The sequence below is a fragment of the Nonomuraea sp. NPDC050451 genome, assembly GCF_044458585.1.
In genome coordinates, this window is sequence record NZ_JBITHZ010000001.1 from 1,194,839 (window position 1) to 1,215,695 (window position 20,857).

Consider the following 20,857-nt stretch of genomic DNA (forward strand, 5'->3'; position numbering starts at 1 on the left):
GCTCAGCCCCAGGTCATCTCGCCCTTGGCGACCTTCGCCCCGATCTGCGCCGCGATCAGCATGCCGTGACCGGGGTGGCGGGTCACGAGCGCCCGGGTCAGCGCGGCACCGTCGGCCGCCTTGGCCAGCTCCTCCTCGAAGGCGACCAGGTATTCACGAGTGCCGGCGATGGCGCCGGCGTCGGCGGGCGCGCCGGGGAGCCGGTGGCCGGGCACGACGAGCCGCGGGTCGAGCGCGGCCATCTCGTCCAGTACGGCGATCCAGGCGGCACGCTGCTCGGCCGTCGGGGTGTCGGCGACCCACACGTGCTCGCGGTGGAACAGCAGCACACCGCCGAGGATGGCCTGGTGCTCGGCCTGCCACAGGTAGTGGCGGTCGGGCAGCTGCGCGGGGCCGCCCTTGAGCTCGAAGCGGCGGCCTTCCAGGGTGATGTCACCGGTCAGGGGGGCGATGTCCACCAGCCGGGTGGGCAGGTTCGCCCCGGCGGCCGCCCAGGCCTTGAGCTTGCCCTCGTAGGAGTGGTGGATGTGCTCGATGACCAGCGGGGTGGCCACGAATCTCGCCTCGGGAAAGGCGTCGGCGATGACCTCGGCGCCGAAGTAGAAGTCGGGGTCGCCGTGGCTGAGGAACACGGTGGTCAGCTTCTTGCCGGAGTCGAGGATCTCGGCGGCCAGCCGGTGGCCGTCGGCCCGGGTGAAGCCGGCGTCGACCAGCAGGGCGTCGCTGTCACCGGTGACCAAGGTGGCGGTCTTGTTCTTGCTGCCGACGGGGAAGTCCAGGTCGAGAATCTTGAAGGTGAGCGTGCTCATGGGGGTCTCCTTCTGATCAGAATCGGGGTGTGCGGGAGGCGCGCAGAGCCGCCAGTCGCTCGTCCACCTGGTCGGCGGTGGCCTGTCCGCGGGCCAAGGCGGTGACGGTGTCGCCGTCGACGGCCAGCAGGGTGGGGTAGGCGTCCACGCCCAGCTGGGCCGCGCGGCGGAAGTCGGCTTCGGCGGCGGCGTGCGCCTGCGGCGCCTGGAAGGCGGCGGCGACGGTGTCGGCGTCGAGGCCGGCCGCCTCGGCGACCGTCCGGTAGGTGTCCGGTTCGGACAGGCTGTGCCCGTCGATGTAGAAGGCGTTCTGGAGTGCCGCGGCCAGTTCCGCCGCCCGCTCGGGGACGGCCTGGCGCAGGGCGGCCACGCCCCGGGCGGCGGCCTCGGAGTCCATCACGAAAGCGCCGCCGGCGATCAGCCGCTCGTAGCCCTCGCCGAACTCGGCGCCGGTCAGTTCGCTGATCCTGGCATTCGCGCCCCGGATGTAGCCGAACCTGCCGATCGGCACCCGGCCGGTTCCGGTGAACAGGCCACCGGAGACGACCTCCACGGGGATGTCCGGATGCCTGGCGGTGATCTCCAGCAGGGTGCGGGAGAACCCGTGTGACCAGCCGCAGTACGCGTCGAAGACGTAAACGAGTCTCATGGGAACCTCAGGGATGCGGCGCCCGCCCTGCGCGAGCGATTCATCTGAGGTAACAGTATCTGACTTGTCAGATATTTCGTGACCTGTGTGACCTCGGTCTCAGTCGCAAGGCTCAGCGCAGGCGGGGAAGCATGTCCCGGGCCGAGTGGCTGAGCAGCCGCAGGTCCTCGGCGAAACGCTCACGATGGGCGGCGGGGAGCGGCTCGAGGAAAAAGCGCTTGATGTTCTCCAGGTGGATTTCCGACGCGCGCACCGCGGTCTCCTCCCCGAGCGGCGTCAGCCGTACCAGCCGCCCCCGCCGGTCACCGGGATCGCCCGAGCGCTCCACCAGACCGGCCGCCTCCATCCGATCGACCAGCCGCGTCACCCCGCCCGTGGTGAGCACCTGCTCGCGGCTGATCGTCCTCATCGACAGCCCTGGGCCGCCCGCCCGCGCCAGGATGAGAAGCACCTCGTACATCAGATGACTGATGCCGCACTCCTCCTCGATCGCCCTGCCGAGGATGTACCCCAGCCGGTTGGCAGCCCCCTGAAGCCGCCCGAAGGCCAGGATGAGCTCATGGTCGGCCGCCTCCTTCGCCGTCGAGATCCGCCCCTGCTCACCCACAACGCCACCGCCTTTCCTCACGCCGGAACCTACCGCGTCCCTGACGGGTTCTCGGCAGGGCAGTGGCGTCGAGCCGGGACTGGAGGGCCTCGGCCTGCCCGCGGCGCCGGGCCGGCCGGAAAACGGCCGCGGTCAGGCGTACGGTCTCACCGCTCGATCTTCGCCGTCGTCCTGCGGACCGTGACCGGTTCGGCGAGCCGCTGCTCGTCGCAGACCCGCTGCAGCGCGTCGAGGGTTTCGTCGAGTCCGGTGCCCAGCCTGGCGCCCGGGGTGAAGGTGGCAGGCAGGTGGCGCATGCCGTTGATGACGCCGATCGTGTCGTAGTGGACCGTGCCCTCGGCCTCGCATCGATAGTCGGGCATGCGGTCGAGCACCTGCAGCAGCATGCGCTTGAAGACGGCGCGGGCCACGTTCGAGCCGATGCAGCGGTGGATGCCCAGCCCGAAGCTGCTGTGCCGGTTCCCGGTGCGCGCCAGGTCGAGGGTGTCCGGCTCGGGGAAGACCGAGGCGTCCCGATTGGCCATCGCCCACGACAGCCAGAGGCGTTCGCCTTCCTTGAAACGGGTGCCGGCGATCTCGCAGTCGGCGGAGAACGTGCGCCCGTCGCCCGGCGCCGGGGTGAAGAAGCGCAGGAACTCCTCGGTCGCGGAGTTGAGCAGGGTGTCGCGTTCGCGGCTGAGGCGCGCACGCTGGCCGGGATGCTCGGAGAGCCATTCGAGCGCGTGCGCGGTCAGCGCCGTGGTGGTGTCGAAGCCGCCGCCGATGATCAGGACCAGCGATCCGACGAGGTCCTCGAAGACCGGGGGCCGGCCGCCGATGTCGGCCCGGACGAGCGCGTCGATGAGGCCGGGACGGGGGTCGGCGCGGATCTGTTCCAGCTCGGAGATGAGGTCCAGCACCATCTCCATGTGCATCTGGCTGATCCGCGGCAGGTCGGGCGAGTCCGGCGGGGTGTAGACCGCGGCGTGGACGGGCTCGTTGTAGATCGTCCACTTCTTGAGGGGGATGCCCATCATGGCCAGGGTGAGGACGGCGGGCACGACATTGGCCAGGTCGTCGACGAAGTCGATGCGACCCTCCTCGATCTTCTCGTCCAGGCAGGCGCGGATCACCTCGTCCACGAACGGCAGCCAGCGGTTGACCGCGGCCGGAGACAGGTACGGGTTGAGCGCCTGGCGGTAGTGACGCTGCTCCGGCGGGTCCATCTCCAGGAAGCCGGCTCTGCCGAGTATTTCGGGCGTCGGAATCGTGATGCCTCGGTAGCCGCGCCGCTCGCCCTTGACGTCATGGTCGTTGGACAGCACGTCGGCGCGGCGGGCCAGCTCGAACACCTCTTGGTTGCCCGCCGCCACCCAGTGGCCGTCGTAGGTGTCGCTCCAGGCGATGGGGCACCTGGCGTGCATCTCCTGGGTGATGGACTCGAACCGGTGGCGGTATTCGGGGGTGTGCCGGTCGAAGTGGTACCGGCTGCGTTCGCGCTCGTCCTCGCTCACCGCGTCGTCCTCCTTGTCGTCGAGGAGCACCTGGTCAGAAAGCGGAAATCGCCCGTTCCGGACAGGAATTGACGGCCTCGGCCACCCGCGCCTCTTCGTCGACGGGGACGTCCTCGTTCACGACCGAGGAATGGCCGTCGATCTCGTCGAGTTCGAACACGTCGGGGGCGATCATGTTGCAGAGCGTGTGCCCCTGGCACAGGCTCGGGTCGACCCGCACCTTCATGCTGCCGCCTCCTTCGGATCGCGATGACGGTCACCCGGCCCCCGGCACGGCGCGGCTCGCAGACGTGTACGGGGCGGGGCGGACGTGCTGCAACAGGACGAGGACCGCGTCAGGGCGGACGCGCTCAAGCCGCCCTCCGAGGCGGGCGGGGCACACGGAAAGACGTCTGGGTCGTCCATGACGGAACCATCCCGATGGGCCTGGAGCATGGAAACAACTGTGCCGTGCCGAGGCCGTATCTTAACCCGCCCGGGCGTCGACGTCGAAGCCGTCCCCGCCGCTGCTGCCGGCCCGGCCGCGGCGGCGGTGCCGCGCTCGGCTCTCTAGCCACAAAGGGTGACGAACACCACCACCTCTCCTTGAGCGCGGTCATACGGGCCGGCTCTATCTTTGTACTGACTGGTCAGTTTAAAGAAGGTGGTTGCGGTGATCGTTGCGGAAGGGCTGGCGATCGAGGGGGTGTTCCCGGAGGTCTCGTTGAAGGCCGGGGCCGGCACGCTCACGGTGGTCGCGGGTCCGGCGGGAAGCGGGCGGACGAGCCTGCTGTTGACGCTGGCCGGGCGGATGAAGCCCACGAAAGGCGCCCTGAACGTCGCCGGGCACGCCAGGCGCCGCGCCATCCGCAAGGCCGTGGCGCTGGCGCTGGTCGACGGGGTGACGGATCTGGACCGGTCGCTGACGGTGGGGGAGCACCTGCGGGAGCGGCGGCGCCGGCCGTACCAGGAGATTCTCAGGAAGGTCGGGCTGGCGGGCCAGGAACGGGTGCTGGTGCGGGAGCTGGATCGCGAGCAACGCGTGCGGCTGGGACTCGCGCTGGCGCTGCTGGACGAGCCCGAGGTGATCGTGGCTGACAACGTGGACGCGGGTCTGCCCGTCGAGCGGCAGCACGCGCTGTGGGACCTGCTGCGGGATCTGGATCGCGCGGTGGTGGCCTCGTGCGTGACGCCGCCCGCCCGCTTCGACCAGCTGGTGGAGCTGTCATGAAGGGCATGTTGCGGTCGCGGCTGACGAGGGCGGCGCTGGCGGCGGTGGTGGTGCTGCCGCTCCTGTACGCGGGCCTGTATCTGTGGTCGTTCTGGGACCCGCAGGGCAATCTGGACCGCGTGCCGGTCGCCTTGGTCGTCGAGGACCAACCCGCCCAAGCCGGGGGCAAGACCCTGCGCGCGGGCCGCGACCTGGCCGGCGAGCTGCTGAAGCGCGACGTGTTCGGCTGGCACGAGACCACCGCGAGGCAGGCGGCCGACGGGGTCGCGGACGGCACGTTCTACCTGTCGCTGACCGTGCCGGCCGATTTCAGCGCCAAGCTGGCCTCACCCGCCGACGACGACGCCGTCCCGAGCCCGGCGCGGCTCGGGCTGCGCGTGGACACGGGCCGCAGCTACATCATGGGCAGCATCTCGGACGCGGTGTTCAACGAGGTACGGGCGGCGGCCGAGCGCACGGCGATCCACGACTACTTCGACAACGTCTTCGTCTCGATCGGCGACATCCACGACAAGACGGTGGAGGCCGCCGAGGGCGCGGACAAGCTGCACGACGGCGCCGTGCGGCTCGGCGACGGCGTCTCCCGGCTCAGCAGCGGCCTGGGCGCGGCCGAGAACGGAGCCCGGCAGCTCTCCTCCGGACTGAACACCGCCAACACCGCAACGGGCAGGTTGCGTGACGGCTCGGCCCAGGTCACGCAGGGCCTCACGCAGGCACAGCAGGCGATCGGGCAACTGCGCGACGGCCTGAACAAGCTCCACGCGAAAGGAACGTCTCCGCTCAGTTCCGGTGCGAGGGAGGCATACCAGCAGGTTCACGCTCAGACTCGTACGGTCAACCAGCTCGCCGACACGTACGTACCCGTACTGGACGAATGGGGCCCCAAGATCTCCCAGGCCGCCGAGGCGGTCGCCGACGCCGCTGACAAGGTCGCCGCCGGCGGCGGGTCGTCGACCGGCGCGGCACAGGCGAGAGCGGCGGCCGACAGCGCTCGCACGGCGAACGCCCGGGCGGGAAGCGCGGCCGACAGCGCCAGGGAGGCAAGCTCGCAGGCGCAGGCCGCGATCGACCGCCTCGGCGCCGACGCCGACCCCGAGGTGCGCGAACTGCTGCGGAACGCGGCGGCCGCCGCGCGGCGGGCCGCGACCCAGGCGGACCAGGCCCAGGACGCCGCCCGGACCAGCGCCGGAAGCGGTGCGGGAAGCGGGACCGACGCCGCCGCTGACCTGAGGAACCAGGCGCGGGAGCTGGCTAAGCAGGCTCGCGAGATCGCGGCTGTGGCGCCTCGGCTCGGTTCCGGGCTGGACCGGGCCAGAGACCAGTTCAACGCCCTGGACGCGGGCCTGGGCAAGCTGGCCGACGGCGCCGCGAAGGTGAACTCCAGCCTGGGCACGGCCGCGACCGGCGCGAACCGGCTCTACCAGGGCGCGGCCAAGCTGGCCGACGGTTCCCGCCAGGTCACGAACGGCATCGGACGCCTGGGCGGCGGGCTGGTCAGGCTGAGCGACGGCGCGAGCGAGCTGAGCACCGGCGTGGACCGGCTCCACGACGGCGCGGGCCAGGCGGACAAGGGCGCGACCAAGCTCGCCCAGGGATCGAAGGAGCTGGCAGGCGGGCTCGGCGACGGCGCCGCCCGGATACCGGACTACGACGGCAAGCAGCGCGACGACCGCGCGGACGTGATGAGCGACCCGGTCCGGCTGGCCAAGACCGTCGACAACGAGGTGCCCAACTACGGCACCGGCTTCGCGCCGTTCTTCCTGCCGCTGGCACTCTGGGTCGGTGCGATGATCACGTACATGGTGCTGAAGCCGCTGAACCAGCGGCGGCTGGCGGGCACGACGGGCGCGGTGCGGATCGCGCTGGCGGGCTGGCTGCCGGCGGCGGCGCTCGGGGCGGCGCAGGTGGGCGTGCTGGTGGCGGTCCTGCGGTTCGGGCTCGGGCTGGAGGCCGTGCACTGGGCCGGGCTCACCGGGCTGCTGCTGCTCGCGACCGCCGCGTTCATGGCGGTCGTGCAGGCCGTGAACGCGCTGCTCGGCCCGCCCGGACGGGTCGCGGCGCTGGCGCTGCTGATGCTGCAGCTCACCTCGGCGGCCGGGACGTATCCCATCGAGACGTCGCCCGGGTTCTTCCAGACGATCTCGCCGTGGCTGCCGATGAGCTGGGTGGTGTCGGCGCTGCGCAGGCTGATCAGCGGTGGCGATCCCACCGTGGTGTGGCAGGCTTGCGGCGTGCTGTCGGCTTTCCTCGTACTCGGGCTCGCGCTCACCACGCTCGCCGTGGAGCGCGGCCGCACCTGGTCCGTCAAGCACCTGCACCCGGAGCTGGCGCTGTGAGCGAACGGAACGAGCGCACCTCCAGGCGCGGGAACAGGCAGGACACCCGGCAGAAGGTGTTCAGGGCGGCTGTGGAGCTGATCGCCGAGCATGGGTACGCGGCCACCACGGTCGACGCCATCGCCGAGCGGGCAGGAGTGGCCAAGGGCACCGTGTTCTACAACTTCGGCAGCAAGGAGGGGCTGTTCGAGGCGCTGCTGGAGCACTCGATCAACCTGCTCGCCGAGGCGCTGGCCGGCGCCGACACCGGGGAGAGCGCGCTGGACGCGCTCGACTCGGTGGTGCTCGGCCAGCTCAGGTTCTTCGAGGAGCACGGGGCCTTCGCCCGGGTGCTGCTGGCCGAGATGTGGCGGACGGCGTGGCAGGAGGCAGTGGCGCGGCTGCGCCAGAGCGCGCTCGGCGTTTACGCGAACGTGCTGCGCCGGGCCGCCGCGAACGGCGAGGTCCGGGCGGACCTGGACGTGGAGACGGCGGCGACGGCCGTGTTCGGCATGGTCCTGACGGTCGCCATCGAGCGCCGTGCCCTGTATCCGGACCGGCCGCTGGAGCGGACGCACGCGACACTGGTCGAACTCCTGCACGGCCGCATCAGGTAGGCCTCACCGCCCGTCGGTCACGGGCAGTCCACCTTGGCTCCGGGGGGCTGTCAGCAAGGCCGGGATGTCGGCTACCGAGATGATCTGTCTTTCGCCGATGAAGCTGCCGGCGACGAACACTCCCGCCTCGTGGGCGGGACGGCCTCGGTGGCTGGCGGACGCGTCTTCGATCAGCCAGGGCGTCAGGTTGAGCTCGAACGCCCCGAGCGCGGTCGCCAGCACGCAGTTCTCCGTGGCGATCCCGCACAGGTAGATGTCCTGCCAGCCATGCCCGGCGATCAGAGCCGCTCCGTCGGCGTCGGCGAACAGGCTGTAGCCGTTCTTGTCGATGACGGCTGTCGCCTGCTGCGCGTGCGTCCGCAGCTCGTCGACGACGTCGATCTGCGGCGGCTCCATGCATTCCGTCCAGCCGAGCAGCCGCTCGTACGGCGAGCCCGGACGGTTGACGTAGCGGGTGAACACCACCTCGTTCCCGGCAGACCGCCAGCGGGTGATGAGGTCCGCGATGACCGGGACGATATGGGCGGAAACATCGCGAACGAAGTAGTTCTGCAGGTCGATGACCACAAGCACGGCTTCACCTGAACGGATCGTCACGCTACCAGGGTCGGGCTTGATGCCCCGGACGCGCCATCACCCTCGCTGTGACTGTCCGCGCCGGCGGACGTTCACACCGAACACGTCGGCGTACTTGAAGGGCATGTCCGGCTGGGGTTCCGCCGGCCACGAGCTGATCAGGTAGTGCTCAACCGGGGTGGCTGCCGAACCGTCCGGATCCGTGTCACGCCCGCGTGCGTGCACCCGAAGCCGGTAGAAGCCCTTCCCCTGCCAGGCGAGGTTGGGCAGGCGGGGGAGGTCCCCGTCGAGGCCGCAAACGATGAGTGATCCGCTCGTGGATTCGATGGAGACCTCGACGATCTCCTCCCAGCTGTCCAGGTCGAGAGGCGGAGGCCCCTCGGTCAGCCGCACCGTGACGTCGACGGCGCCGATGGAGATGCCCGTGAGAATCGTCGCGCCATCCGGCTCATCCGCCACTGCGATCAAGCCGTTGTCCCAGCGTTCCGGAAACTCGGGACCCAGCTCGTTCGCGTCTCGGAGCTGCAGCTGGTGGTAGGACAGCCAGACGTTCGCCCGATAGGACGACGACGCGGTGCCGGTCATGGGACAAGATCCTTCTCGAAGAACACGTCCTTGTCCAGCCGCCGTCGGGTCGGGCTCGACGCCTGCGGCGCGGGCCGCACCGGCACGCCCGCCGAGATCGCCGAAGTGGTGGCGTTCCTGACCGGCCCGGGATCGCTGTACATCACCGGCACCGACATCCTCATCGACGGCGGCCAGGCCGCCTGGCTGCGCTGGCACCGGCCACGACAGCCGTCCTCCACGACGTAGGCTCCGACGCCGGCCCGCCGCACGTCCGGATCCCTTCGCCGTCCGAGCTGCGGCTGGAGCAGGCCATGTTGCCGCGGAATGCGTTCTTCGCCCGGATCGACCACATTCCGTGGCAGCAGGCCGCAGGTCGCAACGCGAGCCGACGTCCCCCGCTCGGGCGAGCGTCGGCGTGGTGAGGTGTGGAGCACGTGATCGTGGGGCATCGGGTCCGGGTGGATGTGGTCACGGTGTCCTCCTGGAGGGAGCTGGATGACGCGATCAGCGAGGCCGGCCGCGGCGACGGGCCGGCGCACGCGCACTCCACGCTGGTCTTCCGCGGCCTGGCCCGGAGCCTCGGCCAGCGCGATTTCGCGACCGCGTCGTGGCCCGAGAAGGACGCCGTGCTGCTCGCGGTGGACTGCGCGGGCGCGCACCGGCTGCTGCCGGAGTCGCTGCGCCGGGGCCTCGAAGAGGAGGGAGCGCTCCTGTTCACCACGGAGATGCTCGCCAAACGTGCCCCCGATCTCGCGTGCTTCGACCGGTTGGGCGGGGAGGAGCCGTTCCTGGCGTTCTTCGAGCCGCCGTCGTTGGATGAGCGCGTCGTCAATCAGTCGTCGGTGCTGTCGGTGTTCCCAGACCCGACGTTCCAGCTGGAGCAGTGGCTTGAGGAGCATCCGGCCCTGTGGCGCGGATGGGTGGTCCCAGCCGCGGTGAAGGCGGAGATCAGGCAGCGCCTTGATCAGGCGAACATCACCGAGCGGGTGCTCCTGCCCGGGCTCGACGGGCTCGCGGACTGGCTGCGGCGCTACTACTCTCCCGGCTCCATCCGGTACGGCGAGGCCGACGGCGGCGCCACCATGGCCGAGTGAGCTGTTTCTCGATCGGCATCGAGGGCAACGGATGTCCATGGTTGTTCGTGATGTCATGCGAGGCGCTGTGGGAGGTGCCGTCGCCACCGCGGCGATGAGCGTCGTGATGCTCGCCGGGAGCCGCGCGGGATTGATGAGTGGCCAACCGCCCAAACACATTGTCCGAGCGGCGTTACCTGGTCACAAACGCCGGCGCAAGCCCGGCGAGGGCGCGCTTGGAGCGCTGGCTCATCTGGGTTTCGGTGTCACGGCGGGTGCCTTGTTCGGCCTGATGGCCAGGGGACGCCGGACGCCGTCCACCTTCGGCGTCGGTTACGCGCTGACCATCTGGATCTCCAGTTATGAGGGCTGGATTCCGAGTCTGGACATCCTTCCGCCGATCTCGGAAGACCGGCCGGGGCGTCCGGCCGTGATGGCCGCCGGGCATGTCGTGTACGGGACAGTGCTCGCCCTGACGCTGAACCGGCTCAACACCCGTTCGAGCCGACCACGATGAACGTTGATCGTTTGCCGGACTGATCCCTTGAGTCCGTTTGTGCCTCTTCGCCCTCTCCAGCCCGCAACGACCTGGGCTTAGCTGCCGGACGTGGTGCACAGGCCCGAAGGGAGCGGATGGTCCCGCTGATCAACAACGCGGGAGGAACGCCGCGCTGGTTCGTCGAGGACGAAGACTACGACGATGGAGTGGAACCTGCGGCCTGCCGCTGGGACGTTCTGCCCTGTGAGGAGGGGTCCGATGCGGGATACGACTGCGGCGTGCGAACGGATGGCGAGGAAGGCCCTCGGCTTGACCGATCTGCGGCCCGGCCAGTTGCGCGCGATGACCGCGCTGGCCGAGGGCAGGGACACGCTGGTGGTGATGCCGACCGGCAGCGGCAAGTCGGCGATCTATCAGGTGCCGGCGTTGCTGCTGCGGGGGCCGACCCTCGTGGTGTCGCCGCTGATCGCCCTGCAGCGCGACCAGGTCGAGGCCCTGCGCGACCACGACCAGGCAGCGGTGAGCCTGGACGCGGGAACGCGGGAACGTAAGCGCGGTGACCTTCGAGGCGCTGCGGGCGGGGGAGACGGAGTTCCTGTTCTGCGCGCCCGAGCAGCTGGCCCGCTCTGACGTCCTCCGTGTGCTGGCGGCCGCGGGCCCATCGCTCATGGTGGTCGACGAGGCCCACTGCGTCTCGGCGTGGGGGCACGACTTCCGTCCCGACTACCTGCGGCTCGGATCGGTGGCCGAGGCCCTGGGCCGTCCGGTGATCGCCGCGCTGACGGCGACCGCGGCGCCGCCGGTGCGGGCCGAGATCGCCGAGCGGCTGGGCATGCGGAAACCGGTGGAGATCGTCCAGGGGTTCGACCGGCCCAACATCTGGCTGGAGGTACGCCGGGTGCTCGACGGCCCCGCCCCTGAGATCGTGGCCGCCGTCGCGGCGGAGCCGATGCCCGGCATCGTCTACACGGCGTCACGCAAGCAGACCGGCCGCCTCACCGGGCTGCTGGCCGAGGCGGGCATACGGGTGGCGGCCTACCACGCCGGCCTGCGTCGCGCCGAACGTGACGAGGTGCATGGCCGGTTCATGGGCGGCGACCTGGACGTCGTGGTCGCCACCAGCGCCTTCGGCATGGGCATCGACAAGCCGGACGTGCGTTTCGTCTTCCACGCCGAGATCCCAGGGTCGCCGGACGCGTACTACCAGGAGGTCGGCCGGGCGGGCAGGGACGGCGAGGCGGCCCGGGCGATGCTGTTCTACCGGCCCGAGGACCTGGCACTTCAACGCTACTTCACCGGCGGGCTGTCGGACGCGGAGACGCTAGCACTGGTCGCCGAGACCGGCGACTGCCGGCGACGTTTCCTGCTCGGCTACTTCGGTGAGGAACTGGCCGAACCGTGCGGCAACTGTGACACGTGCCGCGCCGGAACCGCCGAGGTGCCGCAGGAGGAGGCCGGTCCGTTCCCGCTGCACGCCCGGGTGGAACACCGGGCCTGGGGGTCCGGGCAGGTCATCCGGCGCGGTGAGGACCGGCTGACGGTGCTCTTCGAGGAGGCGGGCTACCGCGAGCTCGAACTCGACGTGGTGCTCGAACAGCGCCTCCTCACCGAATGCCCGGCCCCTTCCTGACCCCGTCCACCCCCGGTCCCGGCCCGCGCGGGAGCCGCCGAGGTGACCGTCTGGACGGCGCTCCCGGACGAGGCCGTTGAGGGTCTCACTTGAGCGCGCCCAGGGTGATGCCGCTCGTGACATAGCGCTGGAAGATCAGGAAGACGATGACGATCGGGAACGTCGCGATGACGAGGCCGGCGAAGAAGGCCCCCTGGTCGCTGACGAACTGGCCCTGGAAGGAGAGCAGGCCGACCGACAGCGTGCGGTTCTGCGGGCGGGTCAGCAGGACCACTCCGAACTGGACCTCGCTCCACACGAAGATGAGCCCGAGCAGCGTGACCGAGACGAAACCGCCCTTGCTGATCGGCAGGACCACGCGGAGCAGCGCGGCCAGCTCCCCGTAACCGTCGATCTTGGCTGCTTCGAGCAGTTCCCGCGGTACGGCGGCGAACACCGACCGCATGATGAGGGCGATGGTGGGCGTCATGAACGCCGCATAGACCAGCGAGATGCCCGGCACGCTGTTGAGCATCTGATACCTGCCCAGCAGCTCGAACGTCGGGATCAGCGCGACGACCAGCGGGACGCTCAGGGCGAGGACCATGACGCGGCTGACCGCGTTCGACAGGCCCCTGGTCGCGCGGGCCAGACCGTAACCGGCGAGGCTGCCGCAGGTCACGCCGATGGCCAGGCTGCAGAGTGCCACCAGCAGGCTGTTGATGATGTACGTCGACAGCGGCGCGCCACCGACCACGCCCCGCCAGGCGTCGGCGTAGTTCGACAGCACCCACTGGCCGCCCAGCCCCAGCGGGTGGGCGTAGATGTCGCTGGTCGGGTGGAGCGACAGCAGCAGCATCGACACGAACGGCACGACCGTGATCGCCGTCCAGACCAGCAGGAGCGCGTAGCCGACGTACCAGAGCGGCCCGCGCCGCCAGGCCGATCGTCGCGGGCCACGCCGTACGGCCGGCCGCGTTCGGCTCGGAGTCCGCGGCGCCGTCATCGCGCGTCCAGGGTCTGCTGGCGGAAGATCCGCATGACCATGATCCCGATGACGGCGACGATCAGCGTCGTGACGACCGCGGTGGCCGAGCCGTAGCCGTAGTCCTGGTCGACGAAGGACTGCTTGTAGACCAGCACCGGGAGGATGCTCGTGGAGTTGCCCGGGCCGCCCCGGGTCATCGCGTAGATGATGCCGAAGGCGTTGAAGGAGAAGACCGAGGTCAACGTCGTGATCGTGCCCAGCATCGGCACGATGTTCGGCAAGGTGATCCGGAACAGCCGTCCGGCCGCTCCGACGCCGTCGAGCGTGGCCGCCTCGTGCACCTCCTGGGGGATGGCCTCCATCGCGCCCAGCAGGATCAGCATCGCGTACCCGGTCTGCGTCCACACCGCGGCGAAGATCGCCGCGTACAGCGCCGTCGAGGACGACGCCAGCCAGGCGTGCCCGTCTCCGAGCCCGAGCAGGCCGAGCACCGAGTTGACCACCCCGGTCGTGGGCTGGAACGCGTTCGACCAGAAGATGCCCGCGATGCTGACCGGGATGATCACCGGCAGGAACCAGACGACCTTGAAGATCCGGGCGCCGGGCACCTTGCGGCTGATCGCGTTGGCCAGGAGACAGCCGAAGGTCACGGTGAACACCACGGTCCCGACGAAGAACTGCAGGCTGGTCCCGATGGACTGCCAGACCAGCGAATCGCGCAGCAGCCGCCGGTAGTTGTCCAGGCCGTGATAGGCGACCGCGCCGATGCCGTCCCAGGAACCGAGGCTGATGCGCACGGATCCGGCGATCGGGTAGGCGACGAGCACGAGCAGCAGGACCAATGCCGGGACCATCATCACGATCGGGAAGATCCGTGGCCTCCGGCGAGGCCGCGCCGTGGCGGCCGTCGCCAGAACGGCTTTGTCGGCGGTCATCAGTCCGACGCCCCCGACACCTTGCCGGACTGCAGGTCCTCCAGCGCGGACTGGTACTGCTGCGCCGCCTCCTGCGGAGTCAGCTTGCCGGCCACGAGCTTCTGCAGCACCGGCACCGAGAACGCCTGCCCGAGGGTGGACGGCACGGTGGAGTCCCAGATGTTGACCAATCCGACGGACCGCGACAGCTCCAGCTGCTGCTGCACCAGGTCGCCGAGGTTCGACAGGCTTGAAGCCGGAATCGAGGAGAACACCGGGAGCGAACCGGTGGCTGCGATGACGCTGACCTGGTACTTGTCGGTCATGAAGAACTGAAGGAACTTCTTGGCCAGATCCGGGTTCGCCGCCTTGGCCGGGACCACCAGGGTGTCACCGTTGAAGGCGTCGAACGGCGTCTTCCGGCCCGGGGTGAGCGGCGGCAGCAGGAACCAGCCCATCTCGAACGACGGCTTGGCCTCCTTCAGGCTCGCGTAGGTGTAGTTGCCACCCTGCAGCATCGCGAGTTTTCCGCTGGTGAACAGCCCCTGGGCCTGGTCGGTGTCCATGCCGAGCATCCCGTTCTGGTAGATGCCCTTCTTCTGCCAGTCCTGGATCGTCTGCAGCACCTTCACGAAGCCGGGGTCGGTGTACTTGACGTCCGTGGGAGACCCGGGCTTGAAGTTCGTGAGCATGGCGTCGTAGTCGTCGGCCGACACCGCGGTGGGCAGCAGCGCGTCCAGCGTGTGCCCCAGGTCGTACGGGCTCGAACCGCCCACGCCGAATCCTTCGTAACCGGCGGCCTTGACCTTGCCCACCATGGACTCGAAGTCGGCGACGGAGGCGATCTGGTGGTCGGGCGGGTCGGGGATGCCGGCCTTCGCGAAGGCCGCCTTGTTGTAGTAGACGGGGTTGATCAGCAGTTGCTCGTAGAGGACGCCGTAGTGGTGCCCGTCGGTCGTGTAGTAGTCGACCTGGCTCTTGGAGTATTTGTCCGCCAGGCCCGCGGCCTTCCAGACGTCGTCCAGCGGGGCCAGCTGCTTGTTCTTCAGCAGCGCCGACCAGATACCCGTGCTGCGCTGGAGGTAGCCGATGTCCGGGGTGCCGGTCGAGCTGAGCAGCGCCACGTTGGGGCCGCGGGAGCTGCCGGAGTCGACGCCCTCGAAGGTGACCACCGTGCCCGGGTTGGCCTTCTCGAAGTCCTTGCCGACCTGCTCCATGGCGCTGGCCAGCGGTCCGGTGGGGATCTGGACCCGGAGCGACTTGCCGTCACCGCCGCCTGGTCCGGTGCCGGTGCCGCACGCGATGCCGACGGCCGCGAGCAGGACGCCTGCGAGGGCCGGCCTGGCCGCCTTCAGAGTTCTAGAGAGTCGCACGGGACCCGTCCTTCCAGGGAGCTGACAGCTCAATGGCGATGACGTCGATGAGCGCGCCGGTCGGCGGTGGCACGGAGATGAACAGCTCGCCGAGCGGCTCGTCGTCCGCGCCGTTGGCCTTGTGCACTTCTTCGTTGACGCTGTACTGCAGCGGTTGCTCGGTGCCGAGCAGGCGAACGCCGACGACCGAGCCGATGGGAACGTTCCTGACGATGAGAACGTCCTGCGGCTGCAGCAGCAGGTGGAGGTAGACGTTGTTGCCGCGCTGCGTGGCCGGGCCGTGGAAGTCGAGGCGTTCCGGCGCGGGCGCGGCCCCGACGATGCTCTCGCCATGGCCGGCGAGCCAGCCGCCGAGCTGCTTGAGCGTGGCGACCTCGGTCGGCACCAGCGACCCGTCACCTCGCGGCCCGATGTTGAGCAGGAGGTTGCCGCCCCGGGAGACGACCTCGCTCAGGTAGGAGGCGAGCAGCCGCGGGCTCTTGTAGTCGAGGTCGTCGGGCCGGTAGGCCCAGCTCTCGCTCATGGTGAGGCACAGCTCCCACGGTCCGCCCGGTGGCCGGCGCGGCATGCCCTGCTCCGGTGTCGCGTAGTCGCCCTGGCCCGGCAGCCGGTCATTGATGATCACGTCCGGCTGCAGGGACTTGATCAGCTCGCGCAGCTCGGCGGCGTGCCATTCCTCCGCGGTGCGTTCCCACTCCCCGTCGAACCACAGCAGGTCGATGGTCCCGTACTCGGTGAGCAGCTCGGTGAGCTGTCCCTTGACGTAATCGAGATATCGAGCCCATTGCTCAGGTGAGGGCCGCCGGTACCGTTCGTGCGGGTAGGGGCGATCGGCGTCGGTGAACGCCGGATAGTCGGGATGGTTCCAGTCGAGCAGCGAGTAGTAGACGCCGACGCGCAGGCCCTCGGCGCGCAGCGCGTCGAAGAACTCCCGGGTGATGTCACGTCCGTACGGCGACGCCGCGATGGAGAACTCCGACTGCTTCGTGTGGTACATCGAGTACCCGGCGTGGTGGCGGACGGTGAAGACCACGTAGCGGGCCCCCGCGTCACGGGCGAGCCGCGCCACGCCGCGCGGATCCCAGCGCCGCGGGTCGAACGTGGCCGCGCTCGACTGGTACTGCGTGGTTGTCATGTCGGCTTCGGGTTCTGTCCGGCCCGGAAGGATCGAATGGCCGACCAGGGGCCAGCCGATCTCCACGCCTTGCTGACTCGCATGGTCCCAGTGCACGAACAGGCCGAAACCCGCGTCGCAGAACCAGTCGGGAATGGTCACGCGCTCATCCTTCTGCGTCGAGCGGGCTCGCTCAGATCGGATACGATACGATTTGGATGAGAATGCAGGGCGTTTCGGGCATGTGTCAACCATGAGTGGCGAAGATGTCCGGGACCTTAGGCGTCCGCGGCGGCATCGGACGGAGGGGCGATGAGTGACTCAGTGACAGGCGCGTCCAGCGGCTCGGGCTCCGACGAGCCTGCCAAGGTCAGCGTCCGCGAATCGGTCTTCCAGGCGCTGAAGGCCCGGCTCATGGATCACGACCTGGAGCCCGGGACGAAGCTGTCGATCGACGGGCTCGCCCGCGAACTCGACGTGTCGCAGACGCCGGTCCGCGAAGCGCTCGCGCGCTGCGAGTCGGAGGGGCTCGTCGTCCGCCGGCCGAACGCCGGCTATCTGGTGGCTCCCTTGCTCGACCGGGCCGCCCTCGACGACCTGTACGACGTGCGCCTGCTCCTCGAACCGTCCGCTGCCGCGCGTGCCGCACGGTACGCCACGGACGCCGAGGTGAGCGCCATGCGGGAGGCGCTGGAGCAGATGATGTCACCGCTGCTCGGCGACACCTACGAGGCGTACCGTGGCTTCGCGGAACTGGACGCCCTGTTTCACAACGCGATCGCCGAGGCCAGTCGCAGCCCGCTCATCGCCGACACGCTGCGCAGGTTCCGCGCGCACACCCATGGTTACCGCCTCTACTTCCGCCACGGGATCGCCACTCACGCCGCCGACGAGCACCGCGCGGTGCTCGACGCCATCTGCCGCAAGGATCCCGAGGCCGCGGCGAGCGCCATGACCGCCCACCTCGAGGCGTCGCGATCACGCCTGACGAGCGCCTACAGAGCTTGACCCGGCCTCCCCGGCTGCTCGGCTGGTGCTCATGCTCGCCGCCCGCACCAGCAGCAATGGAGCAGAATCCAACGAACCCGCCCTGCCCGTCGCACCACCGCGGCTCTCAATCGACAACTTGGTATGGTGCCCAGGTTGCGCCGCGTGGAGAGGGAGAGGGGCAAGCGACGATGCAGGCGTCAGAGGTCCCGCGTGCCGTGGCCGCGGCCATGTCGATCGTCTCATCACTTGGCCTGACAGCCGACGACGCGATCGTTCTTCATGACTCGAACAAGCTCACTCTGCGTCTGCTGCCGTGTGACGTCCTGGCCCGGGTGGCACCTGTAGCGCATCAGGTCGCACAGTTCGAAGTCGAGCTTGCTCAGCGGCTCGCCGAATTCGGGTGCCCGGTGGCTGCTCTCGAGCCACGAGTGGAGCCACGCGTCCATGAGCGTGACGGCTTCGTGGTCACGCTGTGGACCTACTACGAGCCTGTGACATCTCAAGAGGTCTCACCGGCCGACTACGCCCATGCGCTCGAGCGGCTGCATGCCGGCATGCGCAAGCTCGATGTCCCGACGCCGCACTTCACGGATCGAGTCGAGCAGGCTCAACGACTCGTGGCGAACCGCGACCGCACTCCGGCGCTCGCCGACGCGGACCGGGAGCTGCTCGGCGACACGTTACGAAGCCTGAGACGAGTGATCAGTGAGCGCGGCGGCGCCGAGCAGCTGGTGCACGGCGAGCCCCACCCGGGCAACCTGCTCGCCACGAAGAACGGGCTGCTGTTCATCGACCTGGAGACGTGTTGCCGTGGGCCTGTCGAATTCGACCTCGCCCATGCGCCCGAAGAAGTCGGCGAGCACTATCCGGGTGTCGATCAAGACTTGCTACGCGAGTGTCGGATCCTCGTGCTGGCGATGATCACAACGTGGCGCTGGGACCGAGACGACCAACTCCCGAACGGGCGCCGGCTGGGCACAGAGTGGCTCAGCCAGATCAGAGCAGCGCTCGATCGCGAAGGGCTGGATACCCGTGGCTGATCGCGGGCCTTCGAGCTCGTCGGCGCGGACGAGCACCACTACAGCGCACTCGGCCTGATCGAGACCTACGCCATCCCCGTACCGACCGGCCAAGCGCTCGCGACATTTCAGCGGCGCGAGGGAACCCCGTACGAGCAGACCGCGGCACGCACCCGCACGCCCGTGGGGACCTCTCGCGCAGCAACCGGCCGCCACTCGACGTGGGTGTTTCCCGGCCGAGCCGGGTGATGACGCGGTCGATCGCCGACGACGTGGGCGCGGAGCTCGCGGCAGCGCATCCCTCAGTTGAGGGGATGGCTGAACACAACACCCCTGATGTGGGGGATGGGAGTGGATCGCTCCATCCGGCACCGTCGATCGGGTCATTGACCCCTTCGGAAGGACGGTGGAGATGCCTCTACCCCTGGAACACCCACTGCTGGACGGCGCGCTGGTCCTGCCCGGCGATCCGGGCTGGGACGCCGCCCGCTCGGCCTGTCAACTGACCGTGGACCAGCGCCCCGCCGCGCTCGTGCTCGCCCGTACGGCCGGCGACGTGGCCACCACGCTGGAGGCGGCCCGTACGGCAGGGCTGCGGGTGGCCCCGCAGGGCAGCGGCCACAACGCCACAACTGATCGGCCGGCCACGTCAGGTGGCGTCTGGCGGAGGTCCTGGCCGATGTCGCCACCGCACACGGTCGGCGACGAGCGGTACGGGCGGCGGCGTGTCAACGCAGCACGCGCCGCGCGCCGGCCACCAGTGCGATGAGGGCGGCGGCGGTGAGCGCACGGCGGACCGCGGTCTTGCGCTTGCCGTGCCAGCCGCCCCCGACCACGCCGGGGCCCGGGTCCGGCTCGTACAGGTTGCCGTGCGTGGACAGCGCGGGTTCCGTGCGGGACAGGTGGGCCCGGTCCACCTGCGCCGCCATCATGCGTTCGGTCAGCCCCGGGGCCAGTTTGGACTGCATGACCAGGTTGCGGCCCATGGTCCCGACGATCACTTCCCGGCGCGGCGAGCGCACGAGGTTGACGATGGCGCGGGCGACCCGCTCGGCCGGATACACCGGCGGCATCGCCACGACCTTGCGGCCGGTGTGGTTGGCCGCGTGCTGGAACAGCGGCGTGTCGATGGTGGCCGGCATGACCGTGCACACCTTCACCCTGCCCGCGCCATCCAGCCGCAGCTCCTGGCGCAGGCTCGCGCTGAGCGCCCGGATGGCGTACTTCGACATGCCGTACGCGTGCGCGTACGGCTGGGACACCACCCCGACCACTGACGACACGTTCACCAGGACTCCCTGGCCCCGGTCGCGAAGGTAGGGCAGGGCCGCGCGGGCGCCGTGGACGGACCCCATGACGTTGACGTCCAGCACCCGCCGGAACTCCTCGAGCGGCACCTCGCTGAAGGGGCCGAACTGCGTGACGGCGGCGCAGTTGACCCACACGTCGATGCGGCCGAACCGGGCCACAGCCCGGCCCGCCAGCTCCTTCACGGCGTGCGCGTCGCTGACGTCGGTCGGCACGGCCAGGGCCTTGCCGCCGCGCTTCTCGCACTCCCGCGCCGCCTCCTCCAGGGCTTCGCGACGCCGGGCGGCCAGCACGACCGCGGCCCCTTTGGCGGCGAAGGCCAGGGCCGTGGCACGGCCGATCCCGCTGGACGCGCCCGTGATCACGACGACCTTGTCCTTGACTCTCATGAGCAGCGACACCTACCCGGCGGCCACCGGCTAAACGGGCAGGTGGTGGGCTCGGCCCTGCCCGGGTCAGCCCTGCTTGCCCATGGCCTGGCGGATGACGTCGCGCACCCGGTCCATCATCGCGATGGGGGTTCCCATGAGCAGGTTCTTGGTCGCCGATTCGGTGCCGGGGTGCGGGTGGGTGGGAGCCATCGCCTCCGCGGCCTTGACGCCGAGGGCCATGCTCCGGCGCTCGGCCTCGGTGGTGTGGCCGCGCAGTTGGGTGAACTCGTAGCGTTCCTCGCTGCGGGCGTGGGCTTCGACGGCGGCACGCAGTACGGCGAGCTTCTCGGCGAAGTCCGGGGCATTGGGCCCGGCCTGGTCCATCTGCTGCAGGAGCTCCTTGGCGTGGTTCTCCTCGGCCAGGCGGTCGTCGACGACGGCGTCACCGCCGTCGATCTTGAGGCGGGCGTAAGGGTGGACGATCTCTTCCTCGGCCGTCTCGTGCACGGCCAGCAGCCGTACCAGCCGGGTGAACGCCTCGCCCCGCTGGTCCGGCGTGGCCTGCTCGACCTCGTCGAACAGGTCCCTGATCATCGCGTGCTGAGCAAGAAGCAGGTCGATGACGTCGCTCTCGCCCATCGTCTCGGGCATCGTCCTCTGGGTGGTCATGATCGGTCTCCTCTCGGACACCGCCGGTGCCTACCCGTGACATCGCTGGTCACGCGTGGCCTTACCGAGTCCGGAGCGTTCCACGGT

The 20,857-nt window shown here is 69.8% G+C and carries 24 protein-coding genes; 11 read left to right on the forward strand and 13 right to left on the reverse strand.

Features of this window, described 5'->3' with window-relative positions; translation table 11 throughout:
• Positions 1–2: 2 nt before the first annotated feature.
• The 5 genes from ACIBI9_RS05525 to ACIBI9_RS05545 form a co-directional block, all read right to left on the reverse strand.
• Positions 3–809 carry an MBL fold metallo-hydrolase gene (locus ACIBI9_RS05525; RefSeq protein ID WP_397220707.1) on the reverse strand — a complete coding sequence of 269 codons (807 nt, stop codon included), beginning with the start codon at positions 807–809 and terminating at the stop codon, positions 3–5.
• 16 nt (positions 810–825) lie between these two features.
• On the reverse strand, positions 826–1,458 hold the full coding sequence (locus tag ACIBI9_RS05530) for a DsbA family protein (RefSeq protein ID WP_397220708.1): 633 nt from the start codon (positions 1,456–1,458) through the stop codon (positions 826–828).
• A gap of 112 nt (positions 1,459–1,570) precedes the next feature.
• Positions 1,571–2,065, reverse strand: coding sequence for a MarR family winged helix-turn-helix transcriptional regulator (locus ACIBI9_RS05535; RefSeq protein ID WP_397220709.1), 495 nt, complete (start codon positions 2,063–2,065; stop codon positions 1,571–1,573).
• 146 nt (positions 2,066–2,211) lie between these two features.
• Positions 2,212–3,588, reverse strand: a complete 1,377-nt coding sequence (locus ACIBI9_RS05540; RefSeq protein ID WP_397220710.1) for a cytochrome P450 — start codon at positions 3,586–3,588, stop codon at positions 2,212–2,214.
• A gap of 4 nt (positions 3,589–3,592) precedes the next feature.
• The gene (locus ACIBI9_RS05545) at positions 3,593–3,784 is read right to left on the reverse strand and encodes a ferredoxin (protein ID WP_397220711.1); all 192 of its coding nucleotides are present in this window, start codon (positions 3,782–3,784) and stop codon (positions 3,593–3,595) included.
• Between the two features lie 426 nt (positions 3,785–4,210).
• Between ACIBI9_RS05545 and ACIBI9_RS05550 the strand changes: the two genes are divergently transcribed.
• The 3 genes from ACIBI9_RS05550 to ACIBI9_RS05560 are packed head-to-tail and all read left to right on the forward strand — an operon-like array spanning position 4,211 to position 7,700.
• Positions 4,211–4,768 (forward strand): ATP-binding cassette domain-containing protein, encoded by a 558-nt coding sequence (locus ACIBI9_RS05550; RefSeq protein ID WP_397220712.1) that lies wholly within the window; start codon positions 4,211–4,213, stop codon positions 4,766–4,768.
• Positions 4,765–7,104, forward strand: a complete 2,340-nt coding sequence (locus ACIBI9_RS05555; RefSeq protein ID WP_397220713.1) for a YhgE/Pip family protein — start codon at positions 4,765–4,767, stop codon at positions 7,102–7,104. Before ACIBI9_RS05550 ends, ACIBI9_RS05555 begins: the two co-directional genes overlap by 4 nt.
• Entirely contained in the window at positions 7,101–7,700 is a 600-nt protein-coding gene (locus ACIBI9_RS05560; RefSeq protein WP_397220714.1) for a TetR/AcrR family transcriptional regulator, read from the forward strand. Before ACIBI9_RS05555 ends, ACIBI9_RS05560 begins: the two co-directional genes overlap by 4 nt.
• 3 nt (positions 7,701–7,703) lie before the next feature.
• On the opposite strand, the gene ACIBI9_RS05565 is transcribed toward ACIBI9_RS05560, so the two are convergent.
• Together ACIBI9_RS05565 and ACIBI9_RS05570 are read right to left on the reverse strand one after the other, a co-directional pair.
• The gene (locus tag ACIBI9_RS05565; RefSeq protein WP_397220715.1) at positions 7,704–8,297 is read right to left on the reverse strand and encodes a cysteine hydrolase; all 594 of its coding nucleotides are present in this window, start codon (positions 8,295–8,297) and stop codon (positions 7,704–7,706) included.
• A gap of 36 nt (positions 8,298–8,333) precedes the next feature.
• The gene (locus tag ACIBI9_RS05570; protein WP_397220716.1) at positions 8,334–8,861 is read right to left on the reverse strand and encodes a hypothetical protein; all 528 of its coding nucleotides are present in this window, start codon (positions 8,859–8,861) and stop codon (positions 8,334–8,336) included.
• A 30-nt stretch (positions 8,862–8,891) separates the two neighbouring features.
• On the opposite strand from ACIBI9_RS05570, the gene ACIBI9_RS05575 reads away from it, so the two are divergent.
• The 5 genes from ACIBI9_RS05575 (at position 8,892) to ACIBI9_RS05595 (ending at position 12,045) form a co-directional block, all read left to right on the forward strand.
• Positions 8,892–9,089, forward strand: a complete 198-nt coding sequence (locus ACIBI9_RS05575; RefSeq protein WP_397220717.1) for an SDR family oxidoreductase — start codon at positions 8,892–8,894, stop codon at positions 9,087–9,089.
• A gap of 188 nt (positions 9,090–9,277) precedes the next feature.
• The gene (locus ACIBI9_RS05580; RefSeq protein ID WP_397220718.1) at positions 9,278–9,937 is read left to right on the forward strand and encodes a hypothetical protein; all 660 of its coding nucleotides are present in this window, start codon (positions 9,278–9,280) and stop codon (positions 9,935–9,937) included.
• 31 nt (positions 9,938–9,968) lie between these two features.
• Positions 9,969–10,433, forward strand: a complete 465-nt coding sequence (locus ACIBI9_RS05585; protein ID WP_397220719.1) for a DUF6789 family protein — start codon at positions 9,969–9,971, stop codon at positions 10,431–10,433.
• Positions 10,434–10,673: 240 nt separating this feature from the next.
• Positions 10,674–11,045 (forward strand): DEAD/DEAH box helicase, encoded by a 372-nt coding sequence (locus tag ACIBI9_RS05590; RefSeq protein ID WP_397220720.1) that lies wholly within the window; start codon positions 10,674–10,676, stop codon positions 11,043–11,045.
• Positions 10,972–12,045, forward strand: a complete 1,074-nt coding sequence (locus ACIBI9_RS05595; RefSeq protein WP_397220721.1) for a RecQ family ATP-dependent DNA helicase — start codon at positions 10,972–10,974, stop codon at positions 12,043–12,045. Before ACIBI9_RS05590 ends, ACIBI9_RS05595 begins: the two co-directional genes overlap by 74 nt.
• An 85-nt stretch (positions 12,046–12,130) precedes the next feature.
• Here ACIBI9_RS05595 and ACIBI9_RS05600 read toward each other — a convergent pair whose 3' ends face one another.
• The 4 genes from ACIBI9_RS05600 to ACIBI9_RS05615 are packed head-to-tail and all read right to left on the reverse strand — an operon-like array spanning position 12,131 to position 16,668.
• Positions 12,131–13,030 (reverse strand): carbohydrate ABC transporter permease, encoded by a 900-nt coding sequence (locus tag ACIBI9_RS05600; RefSeq protein ID WP_397220722.1) that lies wholly within the window; start codon positions 13,028–13,030, stop codon positions 12,131–12,133.
• Positions 13,027–13,947, reverse strand: a complete 921-nt coding sequence (locus ACIBI9_RS05605) for a carbohydrate ABC transporter permease (protein WP_397220723.1) — start codon at positions 13,945–13,947, stop codon at positions 13,027–13,029. Before ACIBI9_RS05605 ends, ACIBI9_RS05600 begins: the two co-directional genes overlap by 4 nt.
• The gene (locus tag ACIBI9_RS05610; protein ID WP_397220724.1) at positions 13,947–15,299 is read right to left on the reverse strand and encodes an ABC transporter substrate-binding protein; all 1,353 of its coding nucleotides are present in this window, start codon (positions 15,297–15,299) and stop codon (positions 13,947–13,949) included. Before ACIBI9_RS05610 ends, ACIBI9_RS05605 begins: the two co-directional genes overlap by 1 nt.
• A complete protein-coding gene (locus ACIBI9_RS05615) occupies positions 15,286–16,668 on the reverse strand; it encodes an alpha-L-fucosidase (protein ID WP_397220725.1) in 1,383 nt (460 codons plus the stop codon). Before ACIBI9_RS05615 ends, ACIBI9_RS05610 begins: the two co-directional genes overlap by 14 nt.
• Positions 16,669–16,725: 57 nt before the next feature.
• Here ACIBI9_RS05615 and ACIBI9_RS05620 point away from each other — a divergent pair, with 57 nt between their 5' ends.
• The 3 genes from ACIBI9_RS05620 (at position 16,726) to ACIBI9_RS05630 (ending at position 19,191) form a co-directional block, all read left to right on the forward strand.
• Positions 16,726–17,421, forward strand: coding sequence for a GntR family transcriptional regulator (locus ACIBI9_RS05620; RefSeq protein ID WP_397220726.1), 696 nt, complete (start codon positions 16,726–16,728; stop codon positions 17,419–17,421).
• 170 nt (positions 17,422–17,591) lie between these two features.
• Positions 17,592–18,443 carry a phosphotransferase enzyme family protein gene (locus ACIBI9_RS05625; RefSeq protein WP_397220727.1) on the forward strand — a complete coding sequence of 284 codons (852 nt, stop codon included), beginning with the start codon at positions 17,592–17,594 and terminating at the stop codon, positions 18,441–18,443.
• 391 nt (positions 18,444–18,834) lie between these two features.
• The gene (locus ACIBI9_RS05630; protein WP_397220728.1) at positions 18,835–19,191 is read left to right on the forward strand and encodes a hypothetical protein; all 357 of its coding nucleotides are present in this window, start codon (positions 18,835–18,837) and stop codon (positions 19,189–19,191) included.
• Here the strand turns inward: ACIBI9_RS05630 and ACIBI9_RS05635 are convergent.
• Both ACIBI9_RS05635 and ACIBI9_RS05640 read right to left on the reverse strand, forming a co-directional pair.
• The gene (locus ACIBI9_RS05635) at positions 19,151–20,119 is read right to left on the reverse strand and encodes an SDR family oxidoreductase (RefSeq protein WP_397220729.1); all 969 of its coding nucleotides are present in this window, start codon (positions 20,117–20,119) and stop codon (positions 19,151–19,153) included. The genes ACIBI9_RS05630 and ACIBI9_RS05635 overlap by 41 nt on opposite strands.
• 66 nt (positions 20,120–20,185) lie before the next feature.
• Positions 20,186–20,770: a hemerythrin domain-containing protein gene (locus ACIBI9_RS05640; protein ID WP_397220730.1), complete on the reverse strand. Its 585-nt coding sequence runs from the start codon at positions 20,768–20,770 to the stop codon at positions 20,186–20,188.
• Positions 20,771–20,857: the final 87 nt, after the last annotated feature.

What these genes read in the sequence shown, in the direction of transcription:
- ACIBI9_RS05525 (WP_397220707.1), bottom strand. Translation starts at nt 809, where the DNA reads ATGAGCACGCTCACCTTCAAGATTCTCGACCTGGACTTCCCCGTCGGC.
- ACIBI9_RS05530 (WP_397220708.1), bottom strand. Translation starts at nt 1,458, where the DNA reads ATGAGACTCGTTTACGTCTTCGACGCGTACTGCGGCTGGTCACACGGG.
- ACIBI9_RS05545 (WP_397220711.1), bottom strand. Translation starts at nt 3,784, where the DNA reads ATGAAGGTGCGGGTCGACCCGAGCCTGTGCCAGGGGCACACGCTCTGC.
- ACIBI9_RS05555 (WP_397220713.1), top strand. Translation starts at nt 4,765, where the DNA reads ATGAAGGGCATGTTGCGGTCGCGGCTGACGAGGGCGGCGCTGGCGGCG.
- ACIBI9_RS05570 (WP_397220716.1), bottom strand. Translation starts at nt 8,861, where the DNA reads ATGACCGGCACCGCGTCGTCGTCCTATCGGGCGAACGTCTGGCTGTCC.
- ACIBI9_RS05585 (WP_397220719.1), top strand. Translation starts at nt 9,969, where the DNA reads ATGTCCATGGTTGTTCGTGATGTCATGCGAGGCGCTGTGGGAGGTGCC.
- ACIBI9_RS05590 (WP_397220720.1), top strand. Translation starts at nt 10,674, where the DNA reads ATGCGGGATACGACTGCGGCGTGCGAACGGATGGCGAGGAAGGCCCTC.
- ACIBI9_RS05600 (WP_397220722.1), bottom strand. Translation starts at nt 13,030, where the DNA reads ATGACGGCGCCGCGGACTCCGAGCCGAACGCGGCCGGCCGTACGGCGT.
- ACIBI9_RS05605 (WP_397220723.1), bottom strand. Translation starts at nt 13,947, where the DNA reads ATGACCGCCGACAAAGCCGTTCTGGCGACGGCCGCCACGGCGCGGCCT.
- ACIBI9_RS05615 (WP_397220725.1), bottom strand. Translation starts at nt 16,668, where the DNA reads ATGGTTGACACATGCCCGAAACGCCCTGCATTCTCATCCAAATCGTAT.
- ACIBI9_RS05620 (WP_397220726.1), top strand. Translation starts at nt 16,726, where the DNA reads ATGAGTGACTCAGTGACAGGCGCGTCCAGCGGCTCGGGCTCCGACGAG.
- ACIBI9_RS05625 (WP_397220727.1), top strand. Translation starts at nt 17,592, where the DNA reads ATGCAGGCGTCAGAGGTCCCGCGTGCCGTGGCCGCGGCCATGTCGATC.
- ACIBI9_RS05630 (WP_397220728.1), top strand. Translation starts at nt 18,835, where the DNA reads ATGCCTCTACCCCTGGAACACCCACTGCTGGACGGCGCGCTGGTCCTG.
- ACIBI9_RS05635 (WP_397220729.1), bottom strand. Translation starts at nt 20,119, where the DNA reads ATGAGAGTCAAGGACAAGGTCGTCGTGATCACGGGCGCGTCCAGCGGG.
- ACIBI9_RS05640 (WP_397220730.1), bottom strand. Translation starts at nt 20,770, where the DNA reads ATGACCACCCAGAGGACGATGCCCGAGACGATGGGCGAGAGCGACGTC.